The following is a 24,198-nucleotide window of genomic DNA, read 5'->3' as shown; positions in this document are numbered from 1 at the left end:
ATTTGCTTCTACTCTAACTTTTGAAAGCTATTTAATATCTAAATATTTTATTATTATGAAAAACTTTGTTTTGCTTATTCTATTTGTTTCATCACTCAATCCCCTGTTCGCACAACAAGCTGAGTCTCTTACAATCCACGATACTAGGGATGTCAATGATCAGCCAAACTTTGTAAATAAGACTCTCCGAGCAGACTTTAAATTCAGAAATACGATCTCTGCTCCAGGAACAGGAAACTATTCTACAAATATTACAATTGCTCCTTGGAATAACAATTCAGGGAATTTTCATCACCAACTTAACTTTAATAATGGTGGTATTTATTATAGAACAGGCTTACCTCAATCTACTAATTGGGATGAATGGAAGAAACTGATGGTAGTTGATGCTGATGGAAGCATCAATGGTACTCTCGATGTTAATGGAAAATTAACTACTATCGGAGATGTTATAGTAAGATCGGAACAAGTTCCCGCTCCTATGGAAGTTTGGGGTGGTAGACTAATATTTGGACAAGGATGGGAAAATGGTGACCCTATTTATTTCTCCCGGGTTAATATAAAAAGTGGACATTCAGAGCTTCGACTTAACCTTGGAGATGATGGCAGCGAGAAATTGACTTTAGGTTTTAATTATTTTGAGGATAACTTATGGAGAGAAAGAATCGTTTTTAGGGCGAATGGCTTTGTAGGCATAAAGGTTTCTGATCCTACATGCGAACTAGATGTAAATGGAAGAATAAAAGGAAACACACTAGATATCAACGAACTAATCCGGGCCAAAGAAGTCAAAATTCAAATACCTGATTGGTCTGATTTTGTATTTTCTCCTGATTATAAGCTCCCGACCCTATCGGAAGTAGAAAGCCATATCAAAGAAAAGCAGCACCTACCCGATATCCCATCAGAAAAAGAAGTAAAAGAGAACGGAATAGATATCGGAGAAATGCAAGCGAAGCTATTACAAAAGATAGAGGAACTGACTTTGTATGTCATCGATTTGAAGAAAGAAAATGAGATGCAAAATAAGTTAATAAAGGAACTTCAGAATGAAAAAACAAACCGTTAACCCCCTCCTATTTTCATAAAATATTCATACAGAAGGCTCAAACAAATCTTTCTGATTATCTTTGCCGGAAACAAAGCCGGATTGATGGAACACTTTCGAAACAAAATAGAGCGAAACAGAAAAAACCAATATTGCATATTCTTTGCAGTACTGGTTTTTCTTGCATTGTTTATGATGCTTTGCTTCGGGTCATCGTCTTCCTATTCGGGTTTCGACTTCAGCTTTCATTACAGACGGCTGTACACCTTGATTGACGCATTACAACATGGAGTTTATCCTTCGTTTTATGTCGATTTCGCCAATGTGGACGGATACGGCTATTTCACCAAAGGATTCTATTCCGATATCATCATGGTGCCGTTCGCTCTTGTAGGTACTTTTACAAGCGTGTATTTCGCTTATGACCTAATGGTATTTACCATGACGATATTGTGCGGCGTATTTATGTATCACACAGTCAATGTCATTTACAAAAGCTCATATGCGGCAGCCATCGCTGCTATACTTTACACTTTTGCCGTTTACCGCCTATACGATTTTTATCAGCGGGGAGCGCTTGCCGAAGCTTTGTCTTTTACATTCCTGCCTATTGCCTTTCTAGGTGTTTACTATATCATAAAAGGAGATTACAGGAAATGGTATGTGCTTGCTATCGGCTACAGCCTGCTTATATATACGCATGCCATTGCATCAGTGCTGATGTTTGTCACACTACTGATCTTACTGATTATCTATTGCAAGCCATTGATAAAAGAGCCGAAACGCTTTCTCTATCTTATTTTAGCGGGTATAGTCACTGTCGTTATCACATCTTACTATACTTTTCCGATGCTGGAACAATTATCTTCCAATTCCTTCTATCTGAATACGCATAGTCCGGGAGGGGGAGCCGGATATGGAAAGGTAGGGTTTGACTATATCTTATGGGGATTTATTAGTGGAATAGCCTATCCGGAAAAAGAACTGTGGACAGGGGTTGGCATTGTGCTTACACTGCTTCTGCTTTTTCGCTTTTTCGTTAAAAGGAAAAAAGATGATAAACTAAAAAGTGTGGATATAGGGGTAATAATCGGAATATGCTTTATCATAGCTATTTCACGTATTTTCCCCTGGGGACGGTTTCCGTTCAGCTTACTTTCTTTCATACAATATCCGTGGCGGCTATATGAATTTGTATCTTATTTCTTTGCCATAGCCGGAGCCTATTATTTATCTTTGGTAATTATAAAGAATAAGCAGCGGTTGATAGCTTCTGTAATAATTATTCTTGTAACAATGGCAACAATATATGTGCAAAGCGAGAACTATAAATCTCACGATTCATCGAAAGATTTGCCCGCCGATGCAAGAACTTTAGCATTAGAACCGACATACGAAAACGGATATAGGCTCATCGGACGCGAATATTTGCCGTCTGCATTGGAAGACATTCATTATTCCCACATCAGAGGAGAGAAAGTAGAAGGAAAGGACGAAAGTACTATAATCAGCAATCTGAGGCGCGAATATAATACAGTCGTATTTAATGTATCGTTAAATAAACCGGATACCCTGACACTGCCTCTACTTTATTACCTCGGGTACACAGCTACCCTCAACGGGGAAGAGTTGCATGTGATGCAAGGTCACATGGCCTTTGTAAATATACCTGTAAATGAATCGGGAGAAGTAAGAACCTGGTATGAAGGAACAACGATTCAAAGAATAAGTATATACATATCTCTGATAAGTATATTATCTTTGTGTGTTTATATAACTTTACTAAACAGAAAAAAGAAAAATGGACTGGTTCAGCCGCATCCCCGATAAGATAGCAACAAATAAGAAAAGCCACTTCTGGTTGTTCTTTGCTTTACTATTGTTTCTTTCGGCGGTGATGATGTATCTATACCAGCCGCTTTGCCCGGGGCAGGATTTTTTCTTTCATTACAGGCGGTTACAGGCTTTGATGGATGGAATGAAGGCCAGCCCTATGCTTATTTACCTCGACTATAATGCCATCGATGGATACGGTTATTTCACAAAAGCATTCTATCCCGACTTCGTGTTGATTCCTTTTGCGCTTATTGGTAACCTGACAAACCTCGAGTTTGCTTATCAGTTTATGGTATTTACAATGACGGTCTTATGCGGTGTATTTACATATATCACTGTAAATCGTATTTATAAAAAACCGTTTGCCGCCGCAATAGCAACTTTGCTATATACCTTCTGCGTATACCGCTTACTGGATTTGTATCACCGGGCGGCACTGGGCGAAACGCTTACATTCACATTTATCCCGATTGTCTTCCTTGGGCTTTATCATATTATCAAAGGAGATTATAAAAAATGGTATATTCTGGCAATAGGCTTCAGCCTGATGATTTTCACTCACCTGATATCTTCCGTGCTGATGTTCTTCACCTTGCTTATATTCCTCATCATCTATTATAAACCGCTGTTAAAAGAACCTAAGCGCCTTCTTTATCTGGCAGTAACAGGAATCACGACCTTGATAATCACAGCTTATTATCTTTTCCCGATGCTGGAACAGGCGATAACAACTACATTCTATTACGAAAGCCGCGAATTGATGGCAAAAACGCAGGACTCGGCTCTACCATTCCATTGGATTATCTGGGGCATGTTTACCGGAATTGTTACCCCTGCTCAGGCCTTCATTCCGGGAGTCGGTTTTCTGCTTACAGGTGCTGCTGCGTTAAGGTTGTTCGTTTATAGGAAATCAGCTGAATTACGAAGTGTCGATATAGGGGTTGTCATCGGATTGGTATATATTGTAGCCTCTTCCCCATTGTTTCCGTGGTCTGTTTTTCCGTTCAATAAGCTGAATTTTATTCAGATGGCATGGCGGTTGTTCGAGTTCACAAGTTTCTTTTTCGCCGTTGCCGGAGGATATTATTTATCACTGATACTAAAATCGAACGGGCGAAAAGTAACTGCCGGATTTACCGTTGTGATATTACTCGCATTTATTATGATTAATGACGCCAAATCGTATGAAATGTATCGCTGCGGACGTCCCATTACCCAAGTGGCTGCATTCAACAACGACTATCATCTGGGAGGTATGGAATACATTCCATCGAGTGTTCCGTCTATTGAGTACATGCACAAACGAGGGGATAGTATAAGAACTGAATATAGCGAAACAACCATAACCAATCTGGGGAAAGAAAAAGGCGTTACCTCCTTCGATATAACTATAAATAATAGTGAGGCGGCCGAACTGCCATTGATTTATTACAAAGGATATACCGCCACGCTAAATGATAAGGAAATACCAGTTGCGGAAAGTGAAAACGGATTAGTACAGTTGCCTATCGGACAATCAGGGCATATACAGGTATATTATGGAGGGACTGTTATTCAGAAAATAAGTTATTTTATAACACTGGCAGGCATATTCGCTACCTGTATTTATATATTTTTGCAGAAGCGCAAACCCACAAGAGGATTTAATACGAACAATAAATGAACCTTCTAAGAAATATAGCCGATAAAATAGCAGCAAAAAAGAAAAGCCACTTTTGGATATTCTTTTTTGTACTGATACTCTTATCACTGGCTATGCTATATTTCTATCTGCCATTCATTCCGGGGCACGATTCTTATTTTCACTTTAGGAGATTGCAGGCACTTATGGACGGCATAAAAGAAAGCCCTTTCCTCATCTATATGGATTATACGGCCATTGAAGGTTACGGCTATTTCACAAAAGGTTTTTATCCCGATTTTGTCCTTATTCCGTTTGCAATAATAGGGAACCTGACAAATCTGGATTTTGCTTACCACTTCACAGTATTTACAATGACGGTATTGTGCGGGGTATTTACATATATGGCCGTCAATCGTATTTACAAAAGTTCGTATGCAGCAGCCATATCAGCCGTTTTATATACATTTGCCCTGTATCGCCTGCTCGATGTATTTCACCGGGGGGCATTGGGAGAAGCCATTTCTTTTACATTCGTCCCTCTTGCCATATTAGGAATCTATGAAATTATAAAAGGCGATTATAAAAAATGGTATATCCTTACCATTGCTTTCAGCCTGCTATTTTTCAATCATGCCTTATCTACCCTGCTTATGTTCATAACTGTGGTAATATTAGTATCGATATATTACAAGTCTATGCTCAAAGAGCCGAAACGGATTAAATATCTGATCATAGCGGGTATTGTTACTATACCGGTAATCAGCTATGCATTATTTCCGATGATAGAACAGCTGAGTTCAAACTCTTTCTATTATGAAATGAACCCGCTGATGTCGATGGAAGATTCACTTCTAGGAACTTCAGCCATTATCTCAGGCTTATTTATGAGTATTATATATCCTCTGCGGACGTTCACCCCGGCCATCGGCTTATTACTGACATGCGGTATTTTATTACGGTTATTTGTATCCGGAAAATCCGCACGCTTAAAGAGCGTAGATACAGGTGTGATTATCGGGCTTGTATATGTGTGCATGTCCTCCTATTGGTTTCCCTGGTCGGTATTTCCCTTTAATAAGCTGGGCATAATTCAGATACCATGGCGGTTATACGAATTTGCGTCGTATTTCTTTGCTGTTGCGGGTGGCTATTATCTGGCGTTGCTTTTGAAATCCAATCTGCGTAGATTGATAGCCGGTGGATTGGTCGTTATTTGCACCTTGTTTGTCCTAATGAATGATGCGAAACTGTATCATGATACAAGGATTACCGAAGATATAAAAAGAGAAGCATTGCCGGAGAATCGTTATCACCTTATCGGCTTGGAGTATCTGCCTGTAAAGGTTCCATCGATAGAATACCTTATTGAAAGGGGTGATTCTGTAAAGAGCGATCACAGCAATATTTCCAATCTGGAAAGAGATAAAGCCGTAATAACTTTCCATACTGAAACAAACCGTACAGATAATCTGGAATTACCCCTGATATACTACAAAGGATACACAGCGAAACTGAACGGTGAAAACATCTCTGTAAGCGAAAGTGACAACGGGCTGGTACAAATACCTGTAAATAAATCAGGCGATATAAAAGTCTATTACGGGGGAACAATAATCCAGAAACTGAGCTGGATAATAACCTTACTCAGCATTCTCAGCTTGTGTGCCTATATTTTCTTATCTAAGAAGAAAGAAAAAATAAGAATAGTGAATGAATAGTGTAAACGACATAAAAACAGACAGTAAATATTCATTTTGGATATTCCTGTCCTTATTATTCGCCTTATCCCTGTTTATGGTATGCTGGTTCGGGCCTGTATCGGCATACGCGGGACACGACTATTTCTTCAACATAGGGAGGTTCAATGTGCTGATTGATGCGTTGAAATCGGGCGATTACCCTATTTACATAGACTACAACGCTCTCGAAGGCTATGGATATTTCACCAAAGGATTTTATCCCGACCTTATAATATTGCCGTTTGCAGCATTGGGCATCCTCACAGGCACAATCGCAGCATACAATGTGATGATTTTTACCATGACATTCCTCTGCGGATTGTTCACATATATTGCAGTGAATACAGTATTCAAGAATACATTCGTAGCATCGGCAAGCGCGATTCTATATACATTTTCGGCTTATCATCTTTTCGACTGGTATAACCGTGCAGCATTGGGCGAATCGCTTTCATTCACGTTCCTGCCTGTTATATTCCTCGGGCTTTACCACATCATAAAGGGCGATTACAGAAAATGGTATTTGCTGACAATCGGATATAGCCTGCTTATTTATACACATCTGCTATCATCGGTACTTACCTTTATTACACTCGCTCTTATCGTTATCATCTGCTATAAGCCACTGATAAAAGAACCCAAGCGGATAGGTTACTTAGTACTGGCAGCAATAATCACATTGCCTATCGTAAGCAGCTATATACTGACACTGCTTGAACAAATGACATCCAATACATTCTATTACAGCACAACAGAAAACATTACAGGACAAACCAAACTCGACTGGCAGGACCTCGGCTGGGGATTTCTCAGCGGAATATTATATCCCAAAACTGAAAATATGGCGGGTACAGGTCCGTTGCTTATCTTACTTGTATTATTAAGGTTGTTTGTAAAAGAGAAAAGCTCATCTGTCAAGGTTGCTGATTTTTGCCTTTTAACCGGGATTATCCTGCTAGTCTTTGCTTCTGCTATTTTCCCTTGGGGACGGCTGCCACTCGGATTCATCCAGTTCCCGTGGCGATTGTATGAATTTATTATATTTTTCTTTGCCGTTAGCGGAGCATATTACTTATCTGTGATAGTAAGAAACATAAAACAGCAGATTGTCGCGGGAAGTGTGATTATACTTTTTACTCTCATTACCTTCGTTGTAAACAATAACAATTATAAACACTGGCAATCACTGGCCATAAGTGAAGCTCCGCATTGGTTCACAGGAGTTGCCTCGGTAGAGAATGAATATTATCTGGGCGGGCTGGAATATCTTCCTGAAAAAGTGACGTCGCACCATTATATACATGAGCGGGAAGATACGGTGATATCCGAAAGACAGGAAGCTGTTGTCTCTAACTTTACAAGAAAAGAAAGCATTTCCTCGTTTGATATAAAGACAAACAATCCGGATAAACTGGAACTGCCGTTAGTATATTACAAAGGGTATGAAGCGGCATATTTAGATAAAAAGAATGGAATACCCGTTACTGAAAGTGGAAACGGATTGGTACAGATAGAAGCCGATAAATCAGGGCAAATAGAGGTCGTTTACAGATGGACAGCCACACAGCAATATAGCTGGTATATTTCCATATTGAGCACTATCGGGCTGATAATATATATCTTTGTCTCTAAGCGCAAACGGAGTGATGTAAACAAATGATGAATACAATAAATAGTCTTATAGTAACCATAGCAGCTAATAAGAAATCCCATTTCTGGGTTTTCTTTACCACATTGATACTTCTTTCATTTTATATGACAGAAGTCTTCGGCGCGGTGTACGAGCACCCGGGCTATGACTATTACTTTCACCTGAAACGTTTCGAGGCACTGATTACTGCGCTTCGGGAAGGTACTTTCCCGCACTATATAGATTATGCTGCGGCACTGAACTACGGCTATCTGAGCAAGGTATTCTACTCCGATGTGATATTGATTCCTTTTGCCGCATTGGGTATACTTATCGGTTCGTACAATGCATTCGAAGTGATGCTGTTTACCATGACCATTCTTTGCGGAATATTCATGTATTCTGCGGTGAAAACAATATATAAGAGTTCGTTTACTGCTTTTGTTGCAGGGATACTCTATACATTCTCCGTCTATCGCTTCTATGATATTTACAACCGTGGTGCCATGGGCGAAGTCTTTGCCTTTACATTTATTCCCTTGGTATTCCTGGGACTTTACCATATAATTAAAGGCGATTATAAGAAATGGTATATTATTGCCATTGGTTTCAGTCTGCTTATTTTTTCACATGTTATCTCTACGGTTCTCACGTTTATTACAGTGGTGATAGTTCTTATTTTCTACTGTAAACCATTGATAAAAGAACCTAAGAGGATAGCTTATCTCATTCTTGCGGGAATTGTCACTATAGCCGTTACAGCAGTCTATATATTTCCGCTTCTGGAACAGATGCAAGCAAACACATACCGCTATGAAACGAACAACTGGACACTACCTGCCAATGCCAAGATTCCTCTCGATTATGTTTTCTGGGGATTGGTGAGCGGATTCTATTATCGGGATGATATATCGATCGTAGGCATCGGTATTTTGCTGACTTCGGTTATTCTGCTTCGCTTCTTTATCAGGGGTAAATCAGAACTGCTGAAAAGTGTGCATATCGGGCTGCTTATCGGGCTGTTCTATATTTTTGCATCTTCGCAGTTATTCCCGTGGGGACGGTTTCCGTTCACCCTGTTGTCTTTTATTCAATATCCGGGGCGGTTATATCTGCTGGTGACATTCTTCTTTGCTGTAGCAGGGGGATATTACCTTTCGAAAATATTTATGAAAGAAAAAGCCCGTTTCATCGTTGTTTTAGCTGTTATTCTATGCACTTCCATAGTAATATATATGCACAACGATAATTACAGGATTATGCATACCCACATCGGGCAAACAAATGAAAGGCCTGATGCCAGCAATTTTTTCTACCTGAATGGAGCGGAATATGTTCCCGATAAAGCAGAATCTGCTTACCACATTCTTCTTAGAGGTGACAGTATTACTTCCATAAATGGAAATACAACGATTGAAAGCCATAGCCGGGACAAGCATATACTAAGTATCAGCATAAATACGCAAAGCACTGATTCATTGGAGCTCCCGCTTTTCTATTATAAAGGTTACACGGCAGAACTTAACAACAAAGACTTACCAATCATCCAAAGCGCACATGGTCTTATACAAATACCCGTAAATGAAACGGGTGATGTGAAAGTATATTACGAAGGTACAATTATTCAAAAAGTGAGCTTCGGTATTTCCATTCTCGCTATATTTGCATTGTGTATTTATATCTTTATACAGAAAAGAAGGAAACCATCTAAAACGTAATACAATGCAATATTCTAACTGGGATTACATATACGCCATATTCATGCTCATTTTCGGCATTTTTATGATTATCAGTCCGCGCTCACTCATGCGCAAGGCCAAATACGACGAAGAAAGCCTGAAAACTGAATCGTGGGTCAAAAAAGCAGGCATCGGCCTGTGTATAATAGCTCCCCTTTTCGCCCTCTTCATATACTACAAGATGCATGCTTGACGGCTTCGTCGAATATGGCTATATCGGCCTTTTCCTGGCATCTTTTCTGGCGGCAACCATTCTGCCATTCGGGTCGGAATTTGTCTTTGCCGGACTGTTGGCTATGGGGATGAATGCCTGGGGGTGTGTCATTGTAGCTTCGGTAGGCAACTGGCTGGGAGGTATGACCAACTATTACCTCGGTCGTCTGGGAAAAATAGAATGGATAGAAAAATACCTGAAAGTAGACCGGGGCAAGATAGAGAAGATGCAGCAATGGCTGGAGGGTAAAGGCGCGATTATGGCCTTTTTCAGCTTTATGCCCATTGTAGGTGATGTCATCGCGCTAGCTTTGGGATATATGCGGGCAAATGTATATATTGTCAATGTGGCGATGTTCTCTGGTAAATTGCTGCGGTATATATTGATAATGTATGGTGTGAGTTGGATAATATAACGAATATTAATCAGGAAAATTTATCTATATATAGCTAATAGCCGTTAGCCTATAGCTCTTTGAAAAAATTAATTAGCAAATGAGTGAAATAGTGTAACCTTTGTTACCTTTTAACATTTACGGGTTGGTGAGCGCCCTATTTTATTTCACGCTAAGGCGCAAAGCTTTACTTGTAAGCGTTAAGTAGGAGTTCTAATTGTTGACTGCTAATTGTTGACTGTTTACTGATATATGTGTTACTTTTGTTACCTTTTATTAAAAAAATCAGTAAGAAGAAGAGGAGCAGCACGAAGTTTTTAGAAGAAACGTGACACGTCAAAAATAGCGTAAAAAGTGTCAAGTTTGTCAAGTTTTTTAAATATTGAAAATCAAAAAGCAGAATAAAGAAACCATTATGGAAGATATATCTTTGATAGAAAGCATTCGCCAGCGGCCTGCCATGTATGTTGGAAGTAAAGAGGCTAAAGGTATCGCTACGATGATGGAATACCTTATCGTAGACCTGATGTCATCGGCAAATATGGAAGAAGTAGATATAGACCTGACGTCGGATGGCGCAATTGGCATTACATCATCTGCCATAGATGCAGATTCTCTGATAAGAAAACTTGGGCTTCTGAAGAAGGCGGAAAATAGCGAAGGACATAAGAATATTATGGCTCTGTCGGTAATTATAGGTCTAAGCCGATCGGTGAAGATGGAAGTATATAACGGAGGTAAAATATATACGCTCTTGTCTCAAAACGGGCGATTCGAAACAAGTGTAGAAGAGGGCTACCTGAGAGAAGATCTCATTATAAATTTTGTTCCTGACACTGACATATTCGAAACCACAGATATTAGCTTTGAATATTTCTGCTCCGCATTCCGCAAAACGGCTTACCTCAACCCTCAGATAAAAATCAGTTTCAGCGACAATCTGCATAATGATTTCCAACAAAGTGTATTTCATTACCCAAAAGGAATATTCCATAAAATGGATATGTTGGTAATGGAACGAGCGGTCAACGATATCCCTTTTCGCTTAGATATAGAAAAGAAACATAACGGATTTCTTTACAAAATATCTATAGCACTTCTCGACTATGAGACATGCTTTCATATAGAATCTTTTGCAGGAAATACTGTAACTTACAATCATGGATCACTTATCAATGGAATTAAGAAAGGAATAATAAAATTCACAAAAGGAGATACAGATCAGAATAACGATATTGACCTGAGCAATTGGGGACTTATAATTATCGCATCGGTATCCGGTTCAGAATTTACCTTTGGCGGATCTTTGAAAATAGAATTGGAACAGCCCGAAATAGAAAGTGCCGCTGAAGAAATCGTTTACAAAGAATTAACGGACTATATGGAATCTGACAGGGATAAAACCGTTAAATTTGCAGAAAGATTCTAAGTTTAAAAGAAATCATGTCAACCATCTTATTTCACGAAATTGTATTCGGCCCTATACACAGCCGCCGACTTGGTAGTTCGCTGGGAATGAACCTATTGCCCTACGACGGCAAACTGTGTTCGTTCGACTGTATTTACTGTGAATGCGGATACAATAAAGACTTCAGAACGAAGACAAAACTTCCCGACCGCGAAAATGTAAGAGCGGCATTAGAAGATAAACTGATACGGCTCAAAGGCGAAAATACCTCCATTGATGTCATAACCTTTGCCGGAAACGGGGAGCCGACTATGCATCCCCAATTTGCCGGAATCATTGATGATACGATAGAACTGCGGAACAAATATTTTCCAAAGGCAAAGATCAGCGTATTATCGAATGCGATGCATGCCGGCAAACAGAAAGTCTTCGATGCGCTGGAAAAGGTAGATAATAATATACTTAAACTTGACTCTGGCATATTGGAAACCGTGCGTCTGATAGACCGTCCCAATTCGCCGGAATACAGTATCGAGAAACAAAAGGAGATATTCAATCGCTTCAAGGGCAATTTCATTATGCAAACAATGTTTGTAACGGGTAGCCACAATGGAAAAACCGTGGACAACACCACAGAAGAGGAAATCTCGACATGGTTGCAAGTGGTGAAGGAAACCAACCCGCGTGAAGTAATGATATACACTATCGACAGGGAAACTCCCGAAAAGAATCTCGAGAAAGCGTCTGTGGAGAAATTAAAGGAAATCGCAAAGCGTATCGAAGAATTAGGAATAAAGGTCAATGTTGCAGGTTAAGCAATATTGATAATAAACAACTCTATAAATAAATTAAACATAATAATGGTAACAATCGTATTCAGCCACCCATGGCATGGTAGTTTTAATAAAGCTATTTTAGACACAATTACAGCAAAATTCGAACAACAAAACAAGGCTTATCAGGTTATCGACCTCCCTAAAGATAAATTCAACCCGTCATTTTCAGAAGCAGAACTTGCAGTATACAATCAGGGAAAGGCTATCGACCCGCTCGTTCTGAAATATCAGGAGATGCTGAAAAAATCTGATGAGGCTATATTCATATATCCGATCTGGTGGGGAACAATGCCTGCTATACTGAAAGGCTTTTTCGACAAAGTACTCCTTCAAGGTTTTGCTTTCAGCTATGAAAATGGGTGGACTCCATTACTCAAAATCGGACGGACTACAGTAATCACAACATCGGAGAGTGCCGGCGAAATATTTAAGCCTTTTGTTCAGGATTATTTTATTCCTAACATGCTTTATTCGGTAGGTATAAACAATGCCACATGGCTCAATTGTGAGCACACTTCTACCGGTACGGACGAGATGCGTAAAGACTTCCTCAAGAAAGTGGAAGCTACGGTGTGATATAGAAAAACTTAAAAATACAAAGGGACAGACTATACAGCCTGTCCCTCCTTATCTTCTATAAAGAACCTGAACATTAAGCACCAACGACTACACTCCTACTCCCATCTTCCAACACCTTGATACTAACAGTCACTGTATCGGCCGGCAGGAGGTTCTCAATCAGTTCGGGCCACTCGATAAAGCAAAGGCTACCACTGTAGAAATAATCTTCGTAGCCAAAATCGAAAGCCTCTTCCACTTTGTTAATCCGGTAGAAATCGAAGTGGTAAATCAGTTCTCCGCTATCGGAACGATATTCGTTGACTATGGCGAATGTAGGGCTGTTTATAGTATCAGATACCCCTAGCTTCTCACAGATGGCTTTGATGAAAGTAGTCTTGCCTGCTCCCATTTCGCCGCGAAAAGCAAAGACAGTATTATCGCCCATTGCCTTTACAAATTCGGTAGCAGCCTCGTCTATGTTCTCAAGAGATTTTATTGTAATATTCATATTTAGTTATCATTAATTTGATTACAAAGATATATTTTGTCTTTCATTCTTTCTACTTTTTTACGCCTATCTCCTTATTTTATTTGATGAGGTTTACATAAAATTATCTATATGGAAAGAAAAAGGAGTTGCAGTATAAGAAAAAGGAGAATTATATCTATTTGTCCGTTTTGAAGATAATAACAAAGCTATGTAGATTTTGTTAGTTAATTCTTATGAGGAAGCAGAAATTATATTACAGCCCGGCCCTTTTTATTAAAAATAAATATTGTCTTAATTATGATTTACTCTCTTTAGCAGAAGCAAATGATAAAAACAATTATTTACTAAAAGATGCCTCAAAAAGAAACTTGGATAAATAATTTTGACTAAATTTCAATTTTTAATCTTTAGGCTATGATACTATTAATAAAAAATTCCTTTGTTGCAAATTTCTAAAGATTCAGAAATTACCGTTTCCGGGATTATATATTCAATATTTTCAAGTATATAGTTTTAGCCTTGACAACATTGCAAAATAGCTGATTAAATACAGCTGACAATTACCATGTGAATGTATTTTTCGTATCTTTCGTGCTATGAAAAAGATTAAGGGTCATTAAGATTTTTAGGTACAATACCTTCGTTTGAGCAAACTAAGTCAATTGGGCGATCCGTTGGAACCTTTAAATGCGAGGTTGATTGAACGTTATTCTTTTGAATAAAATAAGCTTAAACAACGATTACGAACTACTGATCTGGAATTAGTTTTATATAATTTTTCCAGTCCTGACTTTTCTTCTTCTATTGATATAGAAAATTTCATAACAAATTAGCTATAAGATAATGCATTAAACAATCAGCCAATTACGTAAGAATGCGACAATAAATATTAAAAATTACTTAATTAAGCAGAATATGGGAAGAAAACGACAGGTATTATTTGAAAAGATCATTTATCAGGATGGTTATTCGTTTGGCGAACGCACGTTCCGTTTCGACTCCATTTATAAGACATGGCACTATCATCCCGAATATGAATTAATGTATATCCGTGAAGGTGAGGGTAATTTTTTTATCGACAACGCCGTTTATCCGTTCAAAAAAGGCGATTTGTATTTCATTGGGGCCAACATCCCTCATATATTTGCGTGCGATATGGAGTACAACAAAGCGCAAGGCTACACATACATACGCCAAGTCGTACAATTTACCGAGAAGATTTTACCTCAGGACTTTACAGAACAACGAGAGTTTAGTAATATTGCCAGACTGTTAGACAGAGGACGATTTGGTATCGATTTTACGGCATCACGGTCGGCGAAACAGGTGGTCGAATTGTTGGACATGATACCGGAAAGCAACAGTATTCGTAAAATATGGGACGTGTATAAAATGCTGGATATTCTTGGGCAGGAGCAGGATTATGAACAACTGCTTGCTTACGACTGTAATGAGTTGGGCAACCATAAGGATGATGTTGTAAATAAAGTTTATCTCTATCTTAAGGCTAATATGCATAATGAGATAAGGCTTAACGACATTGCTGAGTTTGTGAATTATTGTCCCAATACGCTTTGTAACTACTTTAAGAAGAGTACCGGTAAGACTATATTTAACTATCTGAACGAGATACGCATACAACATAGCTGGAAATTGCTGGCTCATACAGACAAAAATATAGTGGAGATTGCCTACGAATCTGGGTACAATAGTATCTCACACTTCAATGAGCAATTTGTAAAATATAGCGGTGTAACGCCCACCGATTATCGTGTCTCGCATCAAAAAAGCATGGAACTAAAAGGGTTATAGCTAGTTATTACTCGTATTATTAAGACATCTGAATGTTGAATCTCAGCATTAAGGTGTCATTTTTACCTTCTTAATATTAAGCTATTCTGATCAAAATATTAAAATACCGTATGGATTTTAGAAAATAGACAAAAACATTCTCTGAAAATAGCTATTATTTTGTGTTAGTGATTAAACACTAAGCCTATTAACCTAATACAAAAAGAAAAATGAGCAAGAAAATAGTCTGTTTCGGAGAGATAATGTTACGTCTGGCAGCTCCCGGATTTCTAAGATTCAGTCAAGCCGACAGCTTTATTGCGACCTACTGCGGCGGAGAGGCAAATGTAGCTGTATCACTGGCAAATTTCGGGCTAAATGCCGAATTCGTAACCCGACTTCCTGACAATGATATCGCTCGTGCGTGTCTGCAAAGTTTACACAAGTACAGTGTCAAAACGCCAAATGTAATCTATGGCGGCGACCGTTTGGGAGTTTATTTCCTTGAAACCGGAGCAGTAGCCCGCCCGGGAAAAGTGATTTATGACCGTACGCATTCATCGATTTCAGAGATTGAAACAGGGATGATAGATTGGCATAAGATTTTCGAAGGAGCTGATTGGTTTCATTGGACAGGTATCACACCTGCCATTTCACAAGGAGCGGCAGATGTATGCGCTGAAGCTATCAAAGTTGCCCGAGAGATGGGATTGACGGTTTCTGTCGACTTGAACCATCGTAAAAACCTGTGGAAATACGGCAAAACCGCATCGGAAGTGATGCCCGAATTAGTAGCCGAATGCGACGTTATACTCGGGAATGAGGAGGATGCAGAAACTGTATTCGGCATTAAACCCGAAAATTTTGATGCAACCCAAACCGAAGGATACATCGAAGCCACGGCTTTTGAATCGGTGTGTCGCCAATTGATGGATCATTTTCCACAGGCTAAAAAAGTGGTGATAACACTGCGCGGTTCGATTAATGCAAGTCACAATACATGGTCGGGGGTTCTTTATAATGGCGACAAACTGTATACTGCACCAACATATAACATTACGTATATAGTAGACCGTGTCGGCGGTGGTGACTCGTTTATGGGAGCATTGATTTACGGATTGTTGGCTTGGCCGGAGGATGACAAACAGGCGTTGGAATTTGCTACTGCAGCCTCGTGCCTGAAGCATACGATGTATGGAGATTTTAACCTAACGACTGTTACTGAAGTTGAAAACCTTATGCATGGTGATGGTAGTGGACGTGTCGTTCGATAAAAACAGATGATTATGGGAGAATTTTCATGGACGCTTTTCGAACAAATACCCATTGTGGGAATCATCCGAGGCATGCAACGCGATGTCTACGAGCAGGTTTTGCCGCTCTATGTCAAGGCAGGACTGACCAATATTGAGATCACAATGAATACACCCGATATGTGTGGGTTGATGCGATACACACTTGAACAATACGGTTCGCAATTGAACGTCGGAGCAGGGACGGTGTGCTCGTTAGACGATTTGAATAATGCTTTGGATGCTGGAGCGCAGTTTGTGGTAACTCCGATTGTGAACGAAGAGGTTATCTGTGAATGCCTGAAGCGTGAAATTCCGATATTTCCGGGAGCAATGACACCGTCAGAGATATATCGGGCATCGTCTTTAGGCATAGAAGTGGTAAAGCTGTTTCCGGCAGGAAATTTAGGTGTGGCTTACCTAAAAGATGTGAGAGGCCCTTTGAGCGAAGTACGATTCTTGCCTACAGGTGGTATCAGCCTCGAAAACATGGCTAACTTTCTAAAAGCCGGAGTAGAAGGATTTGGAATAGGCTCACCGCTGTTCGATAAAACGATGATCGATGCGCAAGATTGGGATGGGCTGTACGGACATTTTAGAAGTTATGTAACCTTGATGAATACTTATAAATCGAACAGAAAATGAAAATGAAAAATTATCGCTGGGTGGTGGTCGCATTACTGTTCATCGCCACGACCATAAACTATATGGATCGGCAGATAATCGGGTTGCTGAAACCGATCTTGGAAAGCGAATTCAGCTGGACAGAGACCGACTATGCCCATATTATTATGGCATTTACGGCGGCGTACGCTGTAGGGTTGTTGGTTATGGGGCGCTTCATCGACTGGATCGGGACGAGATTCGGATTCGCGATCTCGGCAACAATATGGAGTCTTGCAGGCATGCTGCATGCCGTAGCCCGAAGCGTTGGAGGTTTTTCTTTCGCACGCATTGGTTTGGGAATCGGTGAAGCAGGTAACTTTCCGGCATGTACCAAAGCCGTCTCGGAATGGTTCCCGAAACGGGAACGTGCCGTGGCAACCGGTATTTTCAACTCAGGAACAAGTATAGGAGTCGTTTTAGCGCTGATACTGACTCCTATAATCCTTAGTTCGTACGGCTGGCACGAGGTGTTCTGGATTACGGGTGGTATCGGGCTGGTTTGGGTTGTATTGTGGCTGTGGCTGTATGAGCTTCCAAGGCGGCAAAAACGCATCACTGAAAAGGAGTTGGCATTGATCGAAGAGGACGGTGAAGAGGTTGCGGAAAACGCTCCGAAAGTCAAATGGATTTCGCTGTTCCGAAAGCCTCAAACATGGGCCGTGATCTCTGGTAAGCTGTTTATCGACCCGATCTATTGGTTTTTCCTGTTTTGGTTGCCATCGTATTTCCGTACAAGTTTCGATATAGATCTCTCGAAACCGAGCATCCCACTGATGATTATTTATACGGCTACTACCATCGGAAGTATCGCTGGAGGCTATCTTTCCTCACATCTGATTAAACGGGGCTGGGGTGTATCCAAAGCACGCCTGGCAGCATTGTTGATCTTCGCCATCATCGAGTTGAGCGTGATCGGGATGCAGTTCATAACCGATATGTGGCTTGCTGTGGCTATTTTGAGTTTAGCAGTTGCCGTACATCAGGCATGGGCTACGAACATCTTTACGCTGGCTTCGGATATGTTCCCAAAACAAAATGTGAGTTCGGTGGTTGGTATCGCGGGTATGTCAGGCGCAGTCGGCGGAATCTTATTCCCACTGTTTGTAGGCGGTATACTGGATCATTTCCGGCTTTTGGGCGATATTTCGGTCGGCTACAATATAATATTTACAGTCTGCGGGTGTACATATTTGCTTGTCTGGGCGCTGATATTATTCCTTGTTCGCAAATCGAAAGAACAGCATTGAATTAAAAACCTTAAAATTACTATGAAAAAAACTTTATTAACCTTATTGTTCCTATGCGGAGCAAGCATACTTTTCGGACAGCCAAAGCTACTGAAAGATGATAAAGATCGCCACAATACGGCTATCGTGATAGCCGATCCTGATGTGGATTCGCTGTTGAAAGATAGAAAACATGAACTTGTGCCTAGCATAGCCGCTAAAAAAGATGGTAGTGTGATCCATGCCGCATGGTACGTCGGAGGTCGTGGCGAAGGTTCGGGAAATTTAGTAACAGTAGCTGTAAGTACTGACAACGGGCAAACGTGGATGCGTGACAAACTGATCGTATATCCGAAACTCCCCTCTTCGGATCGTTTCTTTGACCCTGTTCTCTGGCGCGATAGCAACAATGACATATGGTTGTTTTACGCCGTCAGCCAGCGTGGACTTCATTGGGATCTGCGTGGGGGTATAAATGCCATTAAGTTGGATTGGGATGGGAAAAAGATAAAACACTCTGCGCCAAAACTCATTTCATACGGGGTGATGATGACAAAACCGATCGAGGTGGAGGAAATTGCACAGACTTTATTCCCGATATCTGTGTGGGACTTCGAACACGATTGGTCGAAGGATGAGCACTATATTGGCGGAGGAACGTTTGTGTACAGTAGTCCTCTCGGGAAGAACAGCCCGACGGTCAATGAAGAGCTTGAACCCTATACCTCGATAAGGCATCTGCCTATGGCTGCACGTATTTATGACGAACATCAGATTGCACAAGTACAAGATGGAGAGTTTTTGCTATTACTGCGAGGCAAGGCAGGCCTATATTCATCACGGAGTTATGATTACGGTAAGACATGGACGCCTTATGAGTCGTTTACAGCCGCTGGTACTGCTGCTTCCAGCCGTTTCTATATCGGGCGACTGAATTCGGGCAATCTTATTCTTGTAATGAATGCAAGCACAAGTCGTAGTAATATGACTGTATTTGTTTCCGAAGACGGCGGTTTGACATGGCCGTACAGTTTGCTTATCGACCACAGATCAGATGTATCATACCCTGATATATCACAGACTGATGATGGAGCAATTCACCTGACATTCGACCGCGACAGATACGGAGCTAAAGAGATCTGGTACTGTCGTTTTACAGAACAGGATATAAAAAATAAAGATATATACAGCGTATTCAGATTGAACATAAATCAAAAATAGATGAATTATGAAAGTAAAAAGAATCATTATTATTTTATTGTCGTGTGTCTCAACATCGTTGTCGGCACAGCAAAATCCGGATGTAGATGTATGGTATAAGGAGTATGAACCTCGAATCGAAAAAGCGGTAAAAAACAACCTGAAACTAAAGCTGGAGTTTGCGGAAGATCTACGCCGTTCGAACCCCGATTATGTAATCTTTGTTCCCGAGGTCGATCCCAACCGGCTTGGCGATATGTATAACGACCATATTCAAGTTTTCGACAAACCCGATGCCAAGAATATGCTTTTTGCCGTATGGTGTCAGGCATCGGTAGAGGGTGCATTAGACCAGCATATAGCTTTCTCTCGAAGTCACGATAAAGGTAAAACTTGGGAAAAACCTCATGTTTTGGCAGGTTATAAAACTGTTGCCGAAGGTTACGCAAACGGTGGAGCGATCGCAAGCTGGGCTTTTCCGATGGTAAGCCATGCGGGGCGCATCTATATCATATACAATCAATTTGTTCCGGGAAAGGTCGCCACCAGCAGGCAGCATACTGGTCTGATGATGTGTATTTGCAGTGATGACAACGGTGTAACATGGAGTAAACCTGCCGAGTTGCCGATTCCCAGAACCTCATATGACCCCCTTGATACGACAATTCCTCCTGAATGGGTTGTATGGCAACGCCCCTTGCGTCAGGGTAAAAACGGAAATTATCTTGTTGGCGTAACCCATATGTCAGCTCCACACGCTCATGCCAAACGCAGAACGGCTACATCATTCATCCATTTCGATAACATTGATCAGAATCCAGAGCCTAAAGATGTCGCAGTACGTTGGGTGATGACTGGTGAGAAAGCTCTGCAACATAAGACTCATTGTGAAGAACCGAGCGTAGCTATACTCCCTGACGGACGTCTGTTTTGTATCATGCGGGCGGGTAGCGGTACACCTGTATGGTCCGTGAGCTCCGATAAAGGAGAGACATGGAGCAATCCCCGTGAACTTTTGACCCGTGACGGAGGCGAGCCGATTCCTCACCCACTGTCTCCGTGTCCGATGTACGACTGGAAAGGAAATGAAGCCGCCAGTGGGTATTATTTCCTTTTGGTTCACAACAAATTCAATAAAGACAATCCCAGCCCTTGGCAGACTCGAGGTCCGCTTTATATGTTTGCCGGACGTTATCATGAAGGAGCTGATCAGCCTGTGTGGTTCGATGCCAAGCCAAATGTGTTTATCGACCGCCCTCACCACAATTCATTCTACACAAGTACCACAACCATCGACGGAAAGACTGTGCTATGGTATAATGACCAGAAATTCTACCTGCTCGGACGTACAATTACAGACGAGTGGTTTAAATAGATCACTCTACTGCTAATGGCTTTGGAGTAATATCAATGAAACAAAATAAATCATACAAGCCCTTTTTTTAACCTTAATGATAATAATATGAAATTAATGAATTGTAAGAAGAGAGAGGAAAAACAATCAGTCGGCAATAGAATATTGCTGCTTTTCCTCGGCTTATGTTTTTCTCTGACAGTTTTACATGCAGAGGATACAAAACCGGTATCCGGAGTAGTCAGAGATACGAAAAATGAACCTTTGGTCGGAGTGATTATCAAAGTAAAGAACAAACAAGTTACGGCTGTTACAAATGATGATGGTCGGTTTGAAATCGCTGCCGGACAAGGAGAAGTATTGGAACTAACCTACATTGGCTTCAAAACAAAAGAAGTACCCGTGCAAGGGAATAATATGAACATCGTTCTGGAAGAGGATGAAATAATCCTTGACGATGTTGTGGTAATCGGATATGGTTCGATGAAAGCAAAAGAGGCAACCTCTGCGATAGCTCATATTTCAAGCGATAAATTCTCGCAGATAAGCTCAACTAATCCATTGATGCAGATACAGGGAAAAGTTGCCAGCGTGAGTATTTCTAATACTTCGGAAGCAGACCCTAACTCAGCGGCAAGTGTTCAAATACGAGGAGTCTCTTCGCGTAATGCAGGTTTAGGCCCATTATATGTTATAGATGGGGTAGCGGGTGCAAATATTCAGAATGTTAACTCGAACGATATAGCGTCAATCGATATTCTTAAAGATGGAGCTGCTTCGGCAATTTATGGTACGCGCGGTAGTAATGGAGTTATTATTGTAACAACAAAGAAAGGTAATACCGATGGCACTATTTCTACATCTTATAGCGGCTATGTAGCTGTAGATATGATTACAAATAAGCCTGATTTATTGACTGCCGATGAATTTAGAACGCTAAGAGTACCTGAAGGCGCGAATGATTTCGGATCTTCGACAGATTGGTTTGATCAGGTCACCCAAACCGGTAAAGTCCAAAGCCATACATTAACTGTTTCCGGTGGAAACTCAAAGATGAACTATCGCGCTACAGTAGATTATCGCGATGCCGAAGGTGTTGATATCCGGTCAGGACGTAGGGAATATGGCGCAAGGGCATCTCTGAACCATGGACAGGCATCAGATCTGTTCCGAATGTCTCTTTCCGTGGCTCCAAGAGTAATAAAAAGAGATATGTCAGATCAGAGTGCTATTGATATTGCAATCAGGGCAAATCCTACATTTTATGTTATGGAGAAAGACGATCCATCTTTGTACAGTACGTTTACAAATAGATTACCGACAGGACCTAACCCTGTGGAAAAATTGAAACTTATTGAAAGCGGATCCGAAACAAAAATTCTCGATTGGAATGCTAGCGCTACTTTAAATATACTATCTGCCATAAATCCAAGCTTAGTGAATGGAACCAACATGCTAAACACTCAAGTAACGATATCTCAAAATATAATTGACAATTTTGACTATTCCTTTACTCCATCGACTGTTTCTACCAATAGAGATGCAAATATCAAAGGACAAGCTGGAAGGGGATATTCCAAAGCTAAAACTGAGTCACTGGAGTGGATTGCAAATGGAGCATACACATACCAAAAACATTCTTTTACAGGAATGGTTGGTTATTCTTACAACTATTTTGAGAACTCAGGAATGAGTGCAGGAAACCGAAACTTTGTATCTGACGCATTGAAATACAATGATTTAGGAAGCGGGGATAATCAAGCACTTCTAGACAAAGGCCGGGTTTATATGAGATCAAGCAAAGAGTCCTCAAAACTAATTGGTTTCTTCGGGCGACTTACGTACAACTATGCCTATAAATATATGATGACAGCGTCATTACGTTACGAAGGTTCGTCGCGATTCGGAAAAAATCATAAATGGGGATATTTTCCGGCTGTTTCTGCAGGATGGCGTATAAAAAATGAGAAATTTATGGAGAATGTTTCATGGATAGATGATTTGAAACTTCGTGCTGACTTTGGAATTACCGGAAATCAGAATATACCGAATTACAAATCTCTCGCGCAATACAACCCTTCCGGACAGGTATTCTATAACGGAACTTGGCAGACTGGAACTGGTCCGACAACAAACATTAATCCGAATTTGCATTGGGAAAAAGGTATAAACTGGAATATCGGTGTTGATTTCTCAATATTTAATAATATTCTTACAGGTAGTTTGAATTACTATAACCGCACTCAAAAAGATCTTGTCGGAACTTATGATGCCCCAATGCCGCCAAATGTTACTTCTACTATTTTTGTAAACGTAGGTACGATGCTTAATTCAGGTGTGGAAGCGGATTTATATATTAATGCAATTACAAAAAAGGATTTTAGCTATACGATCGGATTAGTAGGTGAAGTAAATCATAATATATTCAAAAAATTCTCGAACGACCTTTATCAAAGTAAGGGATATGACGACTCAGCCAAATTAGGTCTAGGTGATTTTGGAGTTGCAAATGTTCCTATACAACGTATGGAAGAAGGACATCGCGTGGGGGCGTTTTACATGCTTTCATACGCAGGTCTTGATAATGACGGAAAATGGTTAGTGTGGAATAAGGATAATACAGAGAAGATACCTATCGACAAAGCTATAGATGATGACAAGCGATATGTCGGAAATGGTTTGCCAAAATACCGTATGTCAATGTCGCACATGTTTAAATATAAAAATTGGGATCTTTCTCTTTCTCTAAGGGGTGCATTCGATTTCGATATATATAATACTATGGAATATGCTTTTGGCATAAGTCAGGGTCAGAAAGGTTATAATGTATATCATTCAGCGTATGAGAAAAACAAGGATATAAAAGATAATATGGGGAAACCAACAGATTATTTTCTTACAAAGGGAGATTACATGAAGTTGGATGTTGCTACGTTGGGTTACACATTAAAGATTAAGAACTCGCGTTTCTTATCGAGTGTCAGGGTATATATGACAGGTAGAAACCTGTTTACAATTAAAGGTTATGATGGCTTAGACCCTGATTTTATTCCTGTTAACGGATTGACTCCCGGCGCATTAACTTCAACAAGATATTATCCATCTACGCTTCAAATATTAGGTGGACTACAATTAAGTTTTTAATTTTTC

The 24,198-nt window shown here is 40.3% G+C and carries 19 protein-coding genes; 18 read left to right on the top strand and 1 reads right to left on the bottom strand.

All coding sequences use genetic code 11. From position 1 onward, the window contains the following. Positions 1–55: 55 nt before the first annotated feature. From QZL88_RS12580 to QZL88_RS12530, 11 genes are all read left to right on the top strand, one after another. Positions 56–1,069, top strand: coding sequence for a hypothetical protein (locus QZL88_RS12580; RefSeq protein ID WP_296941636.1), 1,014 nt, complete (start codon positions 56–58; stop codon positions 1,067–1,069). An 84-nt stretch (positions 1,070–1,153) separates the two neighbouring features. Further along, a complete protein-coding gene (locus QZL88_RS12575; RefSeq protein ID WP_296941635.1) occupies positions 1,154–2,878 on the top strand; it encodes a hypothetical protein in 1,725 nt (574 codons plus the stop codon). Further along, positions 2,850–4,547, top strand: a complete 1,698-nt coding sequence (locus QZL88_RS12570) for a hypothetical protein (RefSeq protein ID WP_296941634.1) — start codon at positions 2,850–2,852, stop codon at positions 4,545–4,547. The genes QZL88_RS12575 and QZL88_RS12570 overlap by 29 nt, the downstream gene beginning before the upstream one ends. After that, entirely contained in the window at positions 4,544–6,226 is a 1,683-nt protein-coding gene (locus QZL88_RS12565) for a hypothetical protein (RefSeq protein ID WP_296941633.1), read from the top strand. The genes QZL88_RS12570 and QZL88_RS12565 overlap by 4 nt, the downstream gene beginning before the upstream one ends. Further along, the gene (locus QZL88_RS12560; RefSeq protein WP_296941631.1) at positions 6,219–7,907 is read left to right on the top strand and encodes a hypothetical protein; all 1,689 of its coding nucleotides are present in this window, start codon (positions 6,219–6,221) and stop codon (positions 7,905–7,907) included. The genes QZL88_RS12565 and QZL88_RS12560 overlap by 8 nt, the downstream gene beginning before the upstream one ends. Then, positions 7,904–9,595: a YfhO family protein gene (locus QZL88_RS12555; protein WP_296941629.1), complete on the top strand. Its 1,692-nt coding sequence runs from the start codon at positions 7,904–7,906 to the stop codon at positions 9,593–9,595. Before QZL88_RS12560 ends, QZL88_RS12555 begins: the two co-directional genes overlap by 4 nt. Positions 9,596–9,599: 4 nt before the next feature. Further along, positions 9,600–9,809, top strand: a complete 210-nt coding sequence (locus QZL88_RS12550; RefSeq protein ID WP_006800319.1) for a hypothetical protein — start codon at positions 9,600–9,602, stop codon at positions 9,807–9,809. Then, positions 9,802–10,245, top strand: coding sequence for a YqaA family protein (locus tag QZL88_RS12545; protein ID WP_296941626.1), 444 nt, complete (start codon positions 9,802–9,804; stop codon positions 10,243–10,245). The genes QZL88_RS12550 and QZL88_RS12545 overlap by 8 nt, the downstream gene beginning before the upstream one ends. A gap of 394 nt (positions 10,246–10,639) precedes the next feature. Then, a complete protein-coding gene (locus QZL88_RS12540) occupies positions 10,640–11,653 on the top strand; it encodes a hypothetical protein (RefSeq protein ID WP_296941624.1) in 1,014 nt (337 codons plus the stop codon). Positions 11,654–11,667: 14 nt separating this feature from the next. Next, positions 11,668–12,447 (top strand): radical SAM protein, encoded by a 780-nt coding sequence (locus tag QZL88_RS12535; RefSeq protein WP_296941622.1) that lies wholly within the window; start codon positions 11,668–11,670, stop codon positions 12,445–12,447. Positions 12,448–12,492: 45 nt separating this feature from the next. Further along, a complete protein-coding gene (locus QZL88_RS12530; RefSeq protein ID WP_296941620.1) occupies positions 12,493–13,044 on the top strand; it encodes an NAD(P)H-dependent oxidoreductase in 552 nt (183 codons plus the stop codon). Positions 13,045–13,120: 76 nt separating this feature from the next. On the opposite strand, the gene tsaE is transcribed toward QZL88_RS12530, so the two are convergent. Continuing rightward, complete coding sequence (gene tsaE / locus QZL88_RS12525; protein ID WP_296941618.1) at positions 13,121–13,537, bottom strand: tRNA (adenosine(37)-N6)-threonylcarbamoyltransferase complex ATPase subunit type 1 TsaE; 417 nt, start codon at positions 13,535–13,537, stop codon at positions 13,121–13,123. 897 nt (positions 13,538–14,434) lie between these two features. On the opposite strand from tsaE, the gene QZL88_RS12520 reads away from it, so the two are divergent. The 7 genes from QZL88_RS12520 (at position 14,435) to QZL88_RS12490 (ending at position 24,192) form a co-directional block, all read left to right on the top strand. Beyond that, entirely contained in the window at positions 14,435–15,331 is an 897-nt protein-coding gene (locus tag QZL88_RS12520; RefSeq protein ID WP_296941615.1) for an AraC family transcriptional regulator, read from the top strand. A 209-nt stretch (positions 15,332–15,540) separates the two neighbouring features. Beyond that, positions 15,541–16,584, top strand: a complete 1,044-nt coding sequence (locus QZL88_RS12515) for a sugar kinase (protein WP_296941614.1) — start codon at positions 15,541–15,543, stop codon at positions 16,582–16,584. Positions 16,585–16,596: 12 nt separating this feature from the next. Continuing rightward, entirely contained in the window at positions 16,597–17,247 is a 651-nt protein-coding gene (locus QZL88_RS12510) for a bifunctional 4-hydroxy-2-oxoglutarate aldolase/2-dehydro-3-deoxy-phosphogluconate aldolase (RefSeq protein WP_296941612.1), read from the top strand. Further along, positions 17,244–18,515: an MFS transporter gene (locus QZL88_RS12505; protein ID WP_296941611.1), complete on the top strand. Its 1,272-nt coding sequence runs from the start codon at positions 17,244–17,246 to the stop codon at positions 18,513–18,515. Before QZL88_RS12510 ends, QZL88_RS12505 begins: the two co-directional genes overlap by 4 nt. A 21-nt stretch (positions 18,516–18,536) precedes the next feature. Beyond that, positions 18,537–19,715: a sialidase family protein gene (locus QZL88_RS12500; protein WP_296941609.1), complete on the top strand. Its 1,179-nt coding sequence runs from the start codon at positions 18,537–18,539 to the stop codon at positions 19,713–19,715. A 7-nt stretch (positions 19,716–19,722) separates the two neighbouring features. Beyond that, entirely contained in the window at positions 19,723–21,069 is a 1,347-nt protein-coding gene (locus tag QZL88_RS12495) for a sialidase family protein (protein ID WP_296941607.1), read from the top strand. Positions 21,070–21,156: 87 nt separating this feature from the next. Then, positions 21,157–24,192, top strand: a complete 3,036-nt coding sequence (locus QZL88_RS12490; RefSeq protein ID WP_296941605.1) for a SusC/RagA family TonB-linked outer membrane protein — start codon at positions 21,157–21,159, stop codon at positions 24,190–24,192. Positions 24,193–24,198: the final 6 nt, after the last annotated feature.

This window comes from uncultured Dysgonomonas sp. (assembly GCF_900079725.1).
Taxonomy (GTDB): domain Bacteria; phylum Bacteroidota; class Bacteroidia; order Bacteroidales; family Dysgonomonadaceae; genus Dysgonomonas.
Note: the sequence above shows the minus strand (reverse complement) of the source record. Positions and strands in the feature narration are given on the sequence as shown.